Source organism: Pantoea sp. S-LA4 (genome assembly GCF_054482835.1).
Window position 1 is genome coordinate 1,215,790 of sequence record NZ_JBTLRC010000002.1, and the last position, 13,815, is coordinate 1,229,604.

General features: G+C 54.4%; 13 protein-coding genes. 6 read left to right on the forward strand and 7 right to left on the reverse strand.

Features of this window, described 5'->3' with window-relative positions; all coding sequences use genetic code 11:
* Window positions 1–2: 2 nt before the first annotated feature.
* A complete protein-coding gene (locus tag ACX3P5_RS06555; protein ID WP_167373383.1) occupies window positions 3–176 on the forward strand; it encodes a hypothetical protein in 174 nt (57 codons plus the stop codon).
* Here the strand turns inward: ACX3P5_RS06555 and ACX3P5_RS06560 are convergent.
* Entirely contained in the window at window positions 164–1,327 is a 1,164-nt protein-coding gene (locus ACX3P5_RS06560) for a glycoside hydrolase family 1 protein (protein WP_336754986.1), read from the reverse strand. The genes ACX3P5_RS06555 and ACX3P5_RS06560 overlap by 13 nt on opposite strands.
* 154 nt (window positions 1,328–1,481) lie before the next feature.
* Here ACX3P5_RS06560 and ACX3P5_RS06565 point away from each other — a divergent pair, with 154 nt between their 5' ends.
* A complete protein-coding gene (locus ACX3P5_RS06565) occupies window positions 1,482–2,942 on the forward strand; it encodes a phospholipase D family protein (protein WP_336754988.1) in 1,461 nt (486 codons plus the stop codon).
* Window positions 2,943–3,099: 157 nt separating this feature from the next.
* Here ACX3P5_RS06565 and mdoC read toward each other — a convergent pair whose 3' ends face one another.
* Window positions 3,100–4,224 (reverse strand): glucans biosynthesis protein MdoC, encoded by a 1,125-nt coding sequence (mdoC, locus tag ACX3P5_RS06570; RefSeq protein WP_233984657.1) that lies wholly within the window; start codon window positions 4,222–4,224, stop codon window positions 3,100–3,102.
* Between the two features lie 268 nt (window positions 4,225–4,492).
* On the opposite strand from mdoC, the gene ACX3P5_RS06575 reads away from it, so the two are divergent.
* The 3 genes from ACX3P5_RS06575 (at window position 4,493) to ACX3P5_RS06585 (ending at window position 8,962) form a co-directional block, all read left to right on the forward strand.
* Window positions 4,493–6,028 carry a glucan biosynthesis protein G gene (locus tag ACX3P5_RS06575; protein ID WP_233988199.1) on the forward strand — a complete coding sequence of 512 codons (1,536 nt, stop codon included), beginning with the start codon at window positions 4,493–4,495 and terminating at the stop codon, window positions 6,026–6,028.
* Window positions 6,021–8,573, forward strand: coding sequence for a glucans biosynthesis glucosyltransferase MdoH (gene mdoH / locus ACX3P5_RS06580; RefSeq protein ID WP_458968438.1), 2,553 nt, complete (start codon window positions 6,021–6,023; stop codon window positions 8,571–8,573). The genes ACX3P5_RS06575 and mdoH overlap by 8 nt, the downstream gene beginning before the upstream one ends.
* Window positions 8,574–8,752: 179 nt before the next feature.
* Window positions 8,753–8,962, forward strand: a complete 210-nt coding sequence (locus ACX3P5_RS06585) for a YceK/YidQ family lipoprotein (RefSeq protein WP_233984655.1) — start codon at window positions 8,753–8,755, stop codon at window positions 8,960–8,962.
* On the opposite strand, the gene ACX3P5_RS06590 is transcribed toward ACX3P5_RS06585, so the two are convergent.
* The 3 genes from ACX3P5_RS06590 to ACX3P5_RS06600 all read right to left on the reverse strand — a co-directional run bounded on the left by ACX3P5_RS06590 (window position 8,953) and on the right by ACX3P5_RS06600 (window position 11,204).
* Complete coding sequence (locus ACX3P5_RS06590; RefSeq protein WP_094121342.1) at window positions 8,953–9,354, reverse strand: MysB family protein; 402 nt, start codon at window positions 9,352–9,354, stop codon at window positions 8,953–8,955. The two genes, ACX3P5_RS06585 and ACX3P5_RS06590, sit on opposite strands and share 10 nt — an antisense overlap.
* 116 nt (window positions 9,355–9,470) lie before the next feature.
* Entirely contained in the window at window positions 9,471–9,737 is a 267-nt protein-coding gene (locus tag ACX3P5_RS06595) for a hypothetical protein (protein ID WP_233984654.1), read from the reverse strand.
* A 543-nt stretch (window positions 9,738–10,280) separates the two neighbouring features.
* Window positions 10,281–11,204 (reverse strand): Kdo(2)-lipid IV(A) acyltransferase, encoded by a 924-nt coding sequence (locus ACX3P5_RS06600; RefSeq protein WP_233984653.1) that lies wholly within the window; start codon window positions 11,202–11,204, stop codon window positions 10,281–10,283.
* Window positions 11,205–11,457: 253 nt separating this feature from the next.
* Here ACX3P5_RS06600 and trhO point away from each other — a divergent pair, with 253 nt between their 5' ends.
* The gene (trhO, locus tag ACX3P5_RS06605) at window positions 11,458–12,507 is read left to right on the forward strand and encodes an oxygen-dependent tRNA uridine(34) hydroxylase TrhO (protein WP_233984652.1); all 1,050 of its coding nucleotides are present in this window, start codon (window positions 11,458–11,460) and stop codon (window positions 12,505–12,507) included.
* A gap of 40 nt (window positions 12,508–12,547) precedes the next feature.
* Here trhO and ACX3P5_RS06610 read toward each other — a convergent pair whose 3' ends face one another.
* Window positions 12,548–13,120, reverse strand: a complete 573-nt coding sequence (locus ACX3P5_RS06610) for a YceI family protein (RefSeq protein WP_233988198.1) — start codon at window positions 13,118–13,120, stop codon at window positions 12,548–12,550.
* Between the two features lie 4 nt (window positions 13,121–13,124).
* Window positions 13,125–13,697, reverse strand: coding sequence for a cytochrome b (locus ACX3P5_RS06615; protein ID WP_458968439.1), 573 nt, complete (start codon window positions 13,695–13,697; stop codon window positions 13,125–13,127).
* Window positions 13,698–13,815 lie beyond the last annotated feature (118 nt).

Below are 13,815 nucleotides of genomic sequence, written 5' to 3' on the forward strand. Positions count from 1 at the left end.
CGATGGAATCGAGAGATGACAAACTGATCGCAATTATCGGCCTGCTGACCGCCTGCCTGATCGGCGTCACATTCCTGTTTACCATGACCTGGCTCACCGACGTACGTCATCCCACCGATCCGTCACTGGATGTCCAGTCCTGCTATCCCAAAGCGCCGCCGTCTCAGCACGTCTGATCGCGCCGGGTAAATTTGATCTGCTGACTGCGCAGCACCAGCGCTAACGCCTCGTGCAGGTTGCGATTCCCGTTGGGATCGGCCAGCCCGAACAGCGGGCCGGGTGAGCGCCGGTCATCCGCCCAGGCCGGATATTCCACCACCGGATAGAGCGAAACGCCCTCCACCGCAATCCCCTGATCCAGCGCCACCGCGACATTCTCACTGATCTCCTGCAGCCACGGCGCACGCGCCTCGCCTTCGGCACCGGTTTCGGCAATCAGCATCGGGCGCTGGAAGCGCTGCCAGCACTGCGCCAGCAAAATATGCAGCGGAACGCGTGCCGGATCGTCTGCCGGCATCGGCCGATCGGGGAAGAACCAGTGGTTGTCGGGGTAGTAATTCAGACCAAGAATATCAAGGCAATCTTCACTGCCGCCCAGCTCTTTATCGAGGCGACCCGCCAGCATGTCCCAGGCTTCGAATTGCGCCTGATGCTGGGCATCCGCGTAGGGTTTACTGTCCGGATTATCGCTATGATGCGCAATCTGCACCAGCGGATCGGTCAGCACAAAGCGCGCATCGGGATAGACCTCGCGAATGGCATGAATGGCGGCCAGCGAGGCGCGCACCAGCTGACGTTTCAGCTCTTTGCCCCGGCCCGCGGCGTGCGGATTGAACCAGGCGACATCGGCACCGGCCCACGACCAGAATGAGATTTGATTGACCGGAGTAAAGAACGGCTGTTCGATGCCCTCATCTCGCATCAGTTGCGCCATCGCGCGGGCGAAACGGCTAAAATGGTCAACAAATTCCGCTTTCCAGATATTAAGATGGTCGGGATAGCCGAAGTGCGCCAGCTCCCAGATAATCTGCAGATTCTGTCGGCGTGCGGCGTCAATCATCGGCAGAAAGCTCTGCCAGTCATACTGATTCGGGACTTTTTCAATCAGGTGCCAGCGCGCCCCGTCACGCGCGGTGAACAGGTGCTGTTCGGCCAGGGCGGCGTAATCCTTCTCCAGCAGCATATCGTGACCGCTGCTGATCACCATATCCAGCCGTTTCCCTGGCGTGCGGCAGGCGGTGGAGCAGGGAAAACTGCCCTGGAAAAAACTGCGAAACAGGCTGGGATGATGGCGCTGGCGGGCGTCTGTAAGGGGCTGATGTGACATATTCCTCTCCTGCCGGGCAATGCCGGTCACAGATCGTCCGACTAAGTCTAGACTAAAAACCAGCCGCGGCGTTTTACGAAGTCAGAAGGATCGTATAGCGTCAGCGTGCGGGCCGGGGAATAATAAAAATAACTGCATTTTACAGGGAATGGTCATGACCGAAGCGTTTGAGCTGCCTCAGCAATCCGAACAGCCCAGCTGGCTGGAGGCGCAACTGGTGCCGCAGTGCCAGCGTCATCCCGGACTGAGCGGGATTTATCCGCTCAGCGATGGGCTGGATGCCTTTGCGGCGCGCTATCTGCTGATGCAAAAAGCGGAGCGTTCACTCGATATTCAGTACTACATCTGGCAAAACGATCTCTCTGGCCGGTTGCTGTTCAGCGCGATGCTGGAAGCGGCACAGCGTGGTGTTAAAGTCCGGTTGCTGCTGGACGACAATAATACGCCAGGCCTGGATGAAACGCTGGCCCAGCTCAACCGTCACCCCAATATTGCGGTGCGGCTGTTTAATCCCTTTTCATTTCGCACCTTACGGGCGCTGGGCTATCTCACCGACTTTGCCCGCCTCAACCGCCGCATGCACAATAAAAGTTTCACCGTCGACGGGGTGACCACCATCGTCGGCGGACGCAATGTTGGCGATGAATACTTCGGCACCGGCAATGAGCCGCTGTTTGCCGATCTCGACGTGATGGCGATTGGCCCGGTGGTTGAGGAAGTGGCGCAGGATTTTGAACGTTACTGGAATAGCCGGCCGGTCTCGCCGCTACAGCAGGTACTGGATGATGATGAGCAGGCGGAAGATAACGTCAGTTTGCCTGCCGAGTGGCGGCACAGCGAGGCGGTGCAGCGCTATCTGCAGCGGCTGGAAAACGCCTCACTGTTGCAGGATCTGGCGCAGGACAGCTTAGCGCTGACCTGGGCCAGAACCCGCCTGCTGAGTGACGATCCGCGTAAAGGGCTGGGTAAGGCGCGTCCGAAAACCCTGCTGCCGCAGCGGATGCTGGAGGTGATTGGGACACCGCAACGGCAGTTCGACATTATCTCCGCCTATTTTGTGCCAACCCGCGCTGGCGTGGCGCAACTGCTGTCGCTGAAGCGCAAAGGGGTGAAAATCGCCATTCTGACCAACTCGCTGGCGGCTAATGATGTCTCGATTGTGCATGCCGGCTATGCCAAATGGCGCAAAAAGCTGTTGCGGCACGGTATCGCCCTCTATGAGCTTAAACCTCAGGCGGCGCTGCAGGATGCCCCACACGATCGCGGCTTAACCGGTAACTCCGGCTCCAGCCTTCACGCCAAAACTTTTTCCGTCGATCAGCAGACGCTGTTTATCGGTTCGTTCAATTTTGATCCCCGCTCGGCGGTGCTCAATACCGAAATGGGGCTGGTGATTGAGAGTGAAACGCTGGCACAGGTGACCCATGAGCGCTTCAGCCAGTCGATGCGCGATCGCGCCTGGACGCTGCGGCTGGATAAGTGGGGACGGGTGAACTGGCTGGAGTATCCCGGCGAGGCGCAACAGATAGTGCATAAGCATGAACCGGGCTGCTCATGGTGGCAGCGGTTGCAGGTGCGGCTGGTGTGGCGCTTGCCTATTGAGTGGCTGCTGTAATCTGGACGCCGCGCACGCCCTCCGCAAAGACACAAAACCCGCCATCGCTGGCGGGTTTTGCTTTGCTACTGGCGCAGGCTCCCTTTGCGTTAAGTTTGTGAACCGTCTCTGGCTAACACCATTAAAGGCCGGCACCCATTAGTTGCCTGATCCCGGTTTATTTGCGTTCAAATTTACCGGAGAACAGGAAGCGCAGCAGCGGAATCCGCAGGTGAATCTCATACAGCAGGAACGCAATCCCGAACACCATTAACAGACCGAGGAAAAAGCCCAGCGTGTTGTTTTCGATGCGCGGCGTGACGTAGATGCCGTACAGCAGCGTCAGCGGATGGTGCACCAGATAGATAAACAGTGACGCATTCACCAGATACATGATGCGCGGGGAGTGCGAGTTCAGCAGCTTATGACCAAAGCAGAAGCAGACGTTCAGCATGCATAATCCCATCAGCGTCGAGATCAGCGCATCCAGTTCATACAGCCAGCCTTCACCACTGCTCAGCCGCTGATTAGCGCAGTAGGCAATAAACATCACTACCGCGCCGGCCCACATCAGCGGATTGAAACGGACAAACAGCTGTTTCAGCGGCTGATGCTTCCACGCCAGCGCCCCCAGCATAAAGAACGGCAGATAGAAGAGCGTCTGCATCACGATGATGCTGAACAGGCCATCCATCAGCCAGGCGGGCTGGAACAGAAAGATCAGGCGACGGAAGGCACACCACAGCAGCGCCCAGCCCACTACGCCCGCAGCCAGCGAACCCCAGCCGACCCGGCTGTAATCCAGGGTGCGGTGTTGATCGCGCAACCAGCGGAAGGTCACCATGCCGAGCGTGGTCAACATCACCAGCACCACCAGAAACCACAGGTGCGAGATCAGCTCCCACATCAGGTTATTGAATTTCTGATAGGGCGTGAAGCGCGGCCAGTCGGCCAGCTTGGCAGTCCAGTTTTTCAGCATAAAAAACTGCGGCAGGGTAATCAGCGGAATGGCGGTCAGAAGCGGGATGCCGACCCGCTCCAGCCGCACTTTAAGAAAGCGTTTCGGCTGATAGCGCAGGTAAAGCATGTAGGAGAAATAACCCGAAATGACGAAAAACACCTGCATACGAAACGAGTGAATGAAATCATTCAGCAACGTCAGCCACAGAGAGGCGTCATTGCTGTTAACCGCCCATTTCTGCGTGGAGTAAATGAGGGAAACGTGAAACGGTACCCCCAGTAACATCAGATACGCCCGGATAGAGTCGAGGAAGTATTCACGTTCAGGTTTTGCTGTACTCATAAAGTTCCAGTTCGTTAGTACGTTTGACCGGTTTCGCCCTGAAACCGGATTATGCTCGGGCGAAATTCTACCTGCGATAAACAAGGTATACTATCAGTGGAATCCGTAGTGTTTAATTGTCCTAAAAGCGGGTCTTTGCCTGACGAAATGCGGGAACAATGTTGCGCATAAGCTGTCGGAAAACCGAATAATCCTTTAAGATAAGCGGGTTTGATTTAAGCACACGAAAGGGGGGGATGTGCTGACTAAAGAAAAAAATAAAGCCGGACTGATGAAGGTACGCTGGATTGGTACTGCAGTTCTGCTGGCGTTATACGCCAATAACAGTTGGGCGTTTAACATCGATGATGTTGCCAGACAAGCCAAAGCGTTGGCAGGGAAAAGCTTCGAAGCGCCAAAAAGCAATTTACCCTCTCAATTTCGTGAAATGAAATTTGCTGATTACCAGCAGATCCAGTTTAACCACGATAAAGCGTATTGGGGCAAGCTGCGCACGCCGTTCAAGCTGGAATTTTACCACCAGGGTATGTATTTCGATACCCCGGTTCAGATTAACGAAGTGACCGCTAACGCGGTGCGCGAAATCAAATACAGCCCCGATTATTTTAATTTCGGCAATGTAAAACATGACGCCGACTCGGTGAAAAACCTCGGATTCGCCGGTTTCAAAGTGCTCTACCCGTTAAACAGCAAGGGTAAAGATGATGAGATCGCCAGCTTCCTCGGGGCCAGCTATTTCCGGGTGATCGGTGCCGGTCAGGTTTATGGCCTGTCTGCCCGCGGCCTGGCGATCGATACTGCGCTGCCGTCCGGTGAAGAGTTCCCGCGTTTCAAAGAGTTCTGGATTGAACGTCCGAAACCGCAGGATAAACAGCTGGTGATCTATGCACTGCTCGATTCGCCACGCGCAGCGGGTGCCTATCGCTTTGTGCTGCGTCCGGGCCAGGCATCGACCGTTGATGTGCAGTCGAAAGTCTATCTGCGCGACAACGTTGGCAAACTGGGGATCGCTCCGCTGACCAGTATGTTCCTGTTCGGCCAGAATCAGCCGTCCACCGTGAACAACTTCCGTCCGGCGTTGCATGATTCAGACGGTCTTTCTATTCACAGCGGTAATGGTGAATGGATCTGGCGTCCGCTGAATAACCCGCGTCATCTGGCTGTGAGCACTTACACCATTGAGAGTCCGAAGGGCTTTGGTCTGCTGCAGCGTGGGCGTGACTTCAGCAACTATCAGGATCTTGATGACCGCTACGACCTGCGCCCAAGCGGCTGGGTTGAGCCATTAGGCGACTGGGGTAAAGGCCGCGTCGAGCTGGTCGAGATCCCAACGGCTGATGAAACCAACGACAACATCGTTGCCTTCTGGACACCGGAGACGCTGCCGGAGCCGGGCAAAGAGATGAACTTCAAATATCGCCTGCACTTCTCACGTGATGAAAATCAGCTGCACTCCGACGATACCGCCTGGGTGAAGAATACCCTGCGTTCTGCGGGTGACGTGAAGCAGTCAAATCTGGTGCGTCAGCCAGATGGCACCGTGGCTTTCACCATCGACTTCGTGGGTAAAGACATGAGCAAGATGGCGGAGAACAGTCAGGTGGCACCGCAGGTCAGCGTAGGTAAAAACGCGGATGTGGTGGAGCAGAGCGTACGTTATAACCCGGTCAATAAAGGCTGGCGTCTGGTGTTGCGTCTGCGTGTGAAAGACAACAAGCAGCCCACTGAAATGCGTGCGGCGCTGGTTAGCGGCGACAAGACATTGACGGAAACCTGGAGCTATCAGTTACCTGCCAATGAATAAATCGACTTTTACACCTCAACGTTACGTGGAATCCCTGCCGCTGGATGCGGCGGGGAAGGCCCGTCTCAGCGCCTCGTTGCAGAATGCCGGGGCGTTTCATTTCATTCATGATGCGCTGGGCAAGGATGTGGCCGCCAGCGATCGTCCCGATGATGCACCGTTAAAATCGGTCTCTTCGCGGGTCGAAATGGCCTGGCCTGATTCGCTCGCCAACGGTCAGCAACTGGGTAAAGATGACCTGGATCGCACCACGCTGAAGGCGATGCCAAAGGTCAGACGTTCACTGATGTTCCCGGAAGCCTGGCGGACCAACCCGGTCGCGCGCGCCTGGGACTCGCTGCGTGGGCATAAATCGGTGCCGCGTTACGCTAACGCAGAAGAGCAGCGTGCCGAAGAGAAATGGCGTCATGTCGGATCGATTCGCCGCTATATTCTGCTGATTCTCACCATCATGCAGACCGTGGTCGCCACCTGGTATATGAAGACCATTCTGCCGTACCAGGGCTGGACGCTGCTGGACCCGATGGAGATGATCAATCAGAACTGGCAGCAGTCGGTGATGCAGATTCTGCCGTATGTGTTGCAGACCGGCATCCTGTTCCTGTTCGCTATCCTGTTCTGTTGGGTCTCCGCCGGTTTCTGGACCGCGCTGATGGGCTTCCTGCAGCTATTGATTGGTCGCGATAAGTACAGCATCTCCTATTCGACCGTGGGGGATGAACCGCTCAATCCCGAGCACCGTACCGCGCTGATCATGCCGATCTGTAACGAAGATGTTGAACGCGTTTATGCGGGGCTGCGTGCCACCTGGGAATCAGTGGTGCGGACCGGTAACGCTGAGCATTTCGACGTCTATATTCTTAGCGACAGCTACGACGCCGATATCGCCATCGCCGAACAGAAAGCCTGGATGGAGCTGGTGCGTGACGTCGGCGGTGCGGGCAAGATTTTCTATCGCCGTCGTCGTCGTCGTGTGAAGCGTAAAAGCGGCAACATTGATGACTTCTGCCGCCGCTGGGGCAGCAACTACAGCTACATGGTGGTGCTGGACGCCGACAGCGTCATGAGCGGTGAGTGTCTGACCGGTCTGGTACGCATGATGGAAGCTAACCCGAACGCCGGTATTATCCAGTCATCGCCAAAAGCGTCCGGTATGGATACGCTGTACGCGCGCTGTCAGCAGTTTGCGACCCGCGTTTACGGTCCACTGTTTACCGCCGGCTTACACTTCTGGCAGTTGGGGGAATCCCACTACTGGGGGCACAACGCGATTATCCGGGTGAAACCCTTTATTGAGCACTGTGCGCTGGCGCCGTTACCGGGTGAAGGCTCGTTTGCCGGATCAATTCTGTCACACGACTTTGTTGAAGCTGCGCTGATGCGTCGTGCTGGCTGGGGCGTCTGGATCGCCTACGATCTGCCAGGCTCGTATGAAGAGTTGCCGCCGAACCTGCTGGATGAGCTGAAGCGTGACCGCCGCTGGTGTCACGGTAACCTGATGAACTTCCGCCTGTTCCTGGTTAAAGGCATGCACCCGGTTCACCGTGCAGTCTTCCTGACCGGCGTAATGTCCTATCTGTCCGCTCCGTTGTGGTTTATGTTCCTGGCGCTCTCTACTGCCTTGCAGGTGGTGCATACGCTGATGGAGCCGACCTACTTCCTGCAACCGCGCCAGCTATTCCCGGTGTGGCCACAGTGGCGTCCTGAACTGGCGATAGCGCTGTTCTCCACCACGCTGATACTGCTGTTCCTGCCGAAGCTGCTGAGCGTGGTATTGATCTGGTGCAAGGGCGCGAAATCTTACGGCGGTGCAATACGTCTGTTCATCTCGCTGATGCTGGAAATGCTGTTCTCGGTGCTGCTGGCGCCGGTGCGTATGCTGTTCCACACCGTGTTCGTGGTCAGCGCCTTCCTCGGCTGGGAAGTGGTCTGGAACTCACCGCAGCGTGACGATGACGCGACTCCGTGGAGCGAGGCGTTTAAACGTCACGGTTCGCAGATGGCGCTGGGTCTGGTGTGGGCAATCGGCATGGGCCTGTTGGATCTCAACTTCCTGTGGTGGTTGTCACCGATTGTGTTCTCGCTGATTCTGTCGCCGTTTGTGTCGGTGATGTCGAGCCGGGCAACCATCGGTATCAAGAGCAAGAAAGCCCGTCTGTTCCTGATCCCGGAAGAGTATGAGCCGCCGAAAGAGCTGGTGGATACCGATCGCTACCTGCAGCTTAACCGCGAGCGGGCGCTGGAAAACGGCTTTATGCACGCGCTGTTCAACCCGGCGTTTAACGCGCTGGCGACGGCGCTGGCGACGTCACGGCATAAACAGAGTCAGTTGCTCGACTATGCCCGCGATCGCCGTGTCGATCAGGCGCTGAGCGACGCGCCCGATAAACTGAATCGCGAACAGCGTTTACAGCTGATTAGCGATCCGGTGGTGCTGGCGCGCGTACATACCCGGCTGTGGGAGAACGCTGAGAAATATCATCAGTGGGTAGAGAGTTATCAAAAACTCACCCTCAACCCCAACGCGCTGGTCAAAAACGCGTAAACTGAAAAAGCGGCAGCGATGCCGCTTTTTTTTGCAGGTTATTCAGGTTCAGCAGAGCAGGTCGTGCGCTTCTTCAGGCAGCGATGAATCTGACGATAATGGCGCAAGCGCAGGACAACAATAATGGCTGTTAAGAGTGGGGAGCTGTGGTGAAACGGGGTTTAAAAACGAGTCTGTTAATGGTGGCCGTGCTCTGTCTGAGCGGATGCGGCAGTATTATCAGCCGTACCGTGCCCGGTCAGGGGCACGGTAACCAGTATTATCCGGGCGTACAGTGGGATGTGCGTGACGGTGCCTGGCGCGTATTAACTATCCTCGACCTGCCGCTGTCGCTGGTGGTTGACACCCTGCTGTTGCCGGTTGACGCCAGCCACGGTCCTTACGAATAGCCCCGATCGGAGTCGCTGTTATCATCTTCCCACTCTTGCGCAGCGGCTTCACCTTCTTCGGTATCCAGCGGTGGCTCCAGCTGGAACTCGCCATCGTCCCACTCATGCAGCGTGTTTTCCGCTAACCACTCCTGACGCAGTTCAACCTCATCAAAGTCAGCATCGAAAATCGCCTGTGCGGCCTCACCGCTGCGAATCGGCAGGCATTCGCCCGCATCGCCTTCCTCGGCCAGAAACTCAGCCTGCCACATGATATCGCCATCCTGCATCACATATTTCTGCAGACCAAACTGACTGACCGAGGCATCCCCTTCATCAAGTTCAGGGTGGTTAGCGAGAAACTCTTCACGTGCAGCATCAATCGCTTCCTCTAAGGTACTGTACATGCTCATCGCTCTTCTCCTTGACTGGTTGATTTGATTTCAGTGAAGAATAGACGAAATTCGGCGGAGGGAAAGGGCGGGGCAGTGTGATCGGCGGGAAATAAGGCATTTCCCGCCGAAGAGGGTCAGGTCACTTTTTGCGGGAAGTGCAGCACCGGTCTGACAGACTCATGGATCACCGGCGCGGAATAACGGATACAGCATTTGATGCAGGGCTTAACTTTTTTGAAGTTAATACGTGCAATCGATAACGCCTGACTCAAATTATAAAGGGTACCAATAAATATCACGTCCTCTTTATCGGGCATCCGTCGACATCCCTGACGATGAAGCGCGTGATAATTATCCTGATCGGTGCTGATTGTCACATAATAATAGAGGCCTTTATTCATATTATAAGTCCTGCTAAGCGGTTTGCTGTGGGTCATCTTTTTTATGATTTTTAACGGGTGCAGTTAAGTCTCTAACTGTCACAACAGAAATTAACGATAACCTGCCGCTTATTCAAATGCCATAACGGTCTATCAGCAGGTTTAATATTTGTAAAATGGAATATACCAGGCAAATGAGAGGCAATTGCTTGTAAATTAAGTTAATTTTGCTGGATTAATAAGCTGCAGGAAATGATTAAGCCTGGCTAAATAGGAATAGGCCTGGCGTTTAAAAAAATTAGCGCCGCAGTAAAATATGCTCTGCTGCTGTGAAATTAATTTATCAGGGCTGCAACAGGTCGTGAGGTCAGATAACCGGCTCTTTTATGGTTAATTGCGTTAATTCAATTGCGTGATTACGGGGCGTATTTTAACGGCTGTTGATTTATGGCTGGCCCGTTCATCGTCCCGCGGATGACGAACGGTGGCGACAGACTGTTTTAGCTGTGACAGAAGAGAGGCGGCGCTGAACGGCATTGCGGCCGCCGTTCAGCGTCAAAAAGGTTAATAACGTGAGGGTTCGCCCTGCGGACGAGTCTTAAAGCGGCGATGCAGCCACATATACTGTTCAGGGGCCAGCAGAACGCCTTCTTCGACCACTTTATTCATCCGTGCGGCGGTGTTTTCTTCGCTTTCCAGCGTAAAACTGTCGCTGATGTCAGGCAAAATCATCAGTTCGTAACCGCGTCCTCCGGGCAGGCGGCGCGGCACAAAGGGGATGACTGCCGGTTTACCCATGCGGATCAACAGATGCGTTCCCACCGTGGTTGCCGCCTTCGCGACGCCAAAAAACGGCACAAATACGCTGCTGCGTGGGCCGTAATCGTGGTCGGGCGCGTACCAGATAATATCGCCACGCTTCAGCGCGCGAATCATCCCTTTGAGATCTTTCCGGTCGAGCATACTTTTATTGGAGCGCATCCGGCCATGTACCTGCAGCCAGTCAATCAGCTTATTATCATTGGGACGGTAGACGCCGATGCCAGGGTTATGAATGCCGAACATCCGCGCGCCAATCTCCAGCGTCAGAAAGTGCATGCCGATCAGCAGTACACCGCGCTGACTGTCATGCGCCTGTTTAATGTGCTCTAAACCCGACGGCTTATGCCATTTGTTAATGCGCCAGTCAGGCCAGAACCAGGCCATCCCGGTTTCAATCAGGCCCATACCCACCGATTCAAAGTTGTGCTTCACCATCGCTTCACGTTCATTGACCGGCATATCCGGAAAACTCAGCTCCAGGTTACGCCGCGCAATATTGACGCGTCGTTTCATAAAACGCATACCAATACGACCAATATTGCAGCCGAGAACATAGAGCAGGGGATAAGGAAGTAGCACCAAAAGATAAAGTAAGAAGACCCCCAGCCAGGTTAACCAATAGCGGGGATGCAGCAGTTCTCGCGAAAATTGAGGCAACTGGGTCATATGAACGTATATTTTCCTGCGTCGCGCACCGTTCGGTGCTGATATCTCGTTGATTTTCGCTATTGTGCCAGCTTTTGCCGCCCGCATAAATATTGCTTACGCCAATGACGAGGCTGCGGAAATTATAAGCGCACCGGTGGTGCGGAAAAAATAGCCAGTAAAAACGCTATTTTGCGGCTGCCCTTTGCATCGCGTTGAAATCAGGTATCATGTGCGCGCTAAATTTCTATTATTGATAACAGGAAAGAACACCATGCCAGTGTTACATAACCTCGTTTCCAATAAAGAGCTGAAGGCGCGCATGCTGGCTGAAACCGAGCCGCGCACCACTGTCTCTTTTTATAAGTACTTCCAGATTGCCGATCCCAAAGCCTTCCGTGATCAACTCTACCAGGGCCTGACCGCACTCAAGGTGTTTGGCCGCGTCTATGTTGCCCATGAGGGAATCAACGCGCAGATCAGCGTTCCTGCCAGCCAGTATGACAAGATGAAGGCCTATTTGTACGGCTTTGATCCGGCGCTGAATAACCTGCGGATGAACATTGCGCTGGATGATGACGGTAAATCTTTCTGGGTGCTGCGCCTGAAGGTTCGCGATCGGATTGTGGCGGACGGTATCGCCGACGGCACGTTCGACGCGAGCGATGTGGGCCAATACCTAAAAGCCGCCGAAGTGAATGCCATGCTGGACGATCCGGAGGCGGTCTTCGTCGATATGCGTAACCACTACGAATATGAAGTGGGACGTTTCGATAACGCCCTGGAAGTCCCTGCCGACACCTTCCGTGATCAGCTGCCGATGGCGGTGGATATGCTGCAGGATAAGAAAGATAAAAAGATTGTTATGTACTGCACCGGTGGGATTCGCTGCGAGAAAGCCAGCGCCTGGATGCGCCATAACGGTTTTGAAGATGTCTATCATGTTGAAGGTGGCATCATTGAATATGCCCGCCGCGCCCGTGAACAGGGTTTACCGGTGCGATTTAAAGGCAAGAACTTTGTCTTTGATGAGCGGATGGGCGAGCGTATTTCCGATGATGTGCTGTCGAACTGTCACCAGTGTGGTGAGCCGTGCGATACCCACGTTAACTGCGTCAATGATGGCTGCCATCTGCTGTTTATTCAGTGTAAAAGCTGCGCAGAGAAGTTTGAGAACTGCTGTAGCCCGCTCTGTCAGGAAGAGGCGAAACTGTCGCCAGAAGAGCAGCGCGCCCGTCGTGCCGGACGTGAAAACGGCAATAAGATCTTTAACAAGTCGCGTGGCCTGTTAAACATGACCATTCCGTCGCCGGTTAAAAAATAAGTGATGCCGCCTGAAGCCCGGCTTCAGGCGGCTTAGCTGCTTACTGACGCACGCCTTCTACCGAAATCATCAGCTGAACCTTTTGCGAGGCCGGTCCGAGATCTTTGGTGATATTAAAATCTTTCAGTGCAATTTCACCCTCGGCTTCAAATCCTGCCCGATAGCCGCCCCACGGATCTTTGCCTTCACCCAACAGCTTCGCTTCCAGCGTCACCGGTTTAGTCACGCCGTTAAGCGTCAGATCGCCGGTGATCGCCAGCTCATCACCCTCTTTTTTCACCGCGGTAGATTTGAAGGTCGCCTGAGGATTTTTCCCGACGTTGAGGAAGTCTGCACTGCGCAGATGCTTGTCACGCTCGGCATGGTTGGTATCCACGCTATTGGTGTTGATAGTCACCTCGACCTTATCGGCCGAAGGGTTCTTTTCATCAAAGCTAAAGCGGCCGTCAAAATCTTTAAACGTGCCATAGAGCCAGCTGTAGCCTAAGTGCTGAATGCGAAACTGAATAAAGGCGTGCTGGCCCTCTTTATCAATTTTATAATCAGCGGCGTTAGCGGTCAGTGAGCCCAGCAGCAGGCTGGCGCCCGTCATGGCCAGTAGCGTCTTCTTCAGCATATTACTTTTCCTTTTCAGCGGGTAAAGGGATGCGCAAACCTGACATCCGTTTTAAGGTACTATCGCGATCGATAAAGTGATGTTTTAACGCAGCCAGGCCGTGCAGCAGTGACAGAATCACCACCGTCCAGGCCAGCCACAGATGGATATCGCCCGCCAGATCGGCCTGTTCGCCTGCGCCACTCAGCAGCGCAGGCAGGGAAAACAGGTTAAATACCGCAATCGGCTTACCCTCGGCGGTGGAAATGAAATAACCGCTGAGCAGAATGCCCAGCAGCAGCGTATAGAGCAGCCAGTGCGCCATCACAGAACTGATGCGCACCACCGGGGAATAACTGCTTAACGGTTGAGGTGGTGGCGAAAGCGTTCGCCAGAGCAGACGAATCACTAATGTCAGTAACAGAATCACCCCTATGCTTTTATGAATTTCCGGCGCATCGTGATACCAGCTATCGTAATAACCGAGGCCGACCATCCATAATCCCAGCGCAAACATGGCATAAATAACCAGTGCCATTGACCAGTGCAGCAGCACGGCAATCAGACCAAACTGATGAGGTGTATTCCGTAACATAGCCTGTTTATTCAGTAGAAATAATCTGAAACAAGCATCTACATAATGAAATATAAAAGCAATCGACCTTACGCTTCTATAACTTTGCCAGCGGATAATGAAAAACATCCTTTAAAAG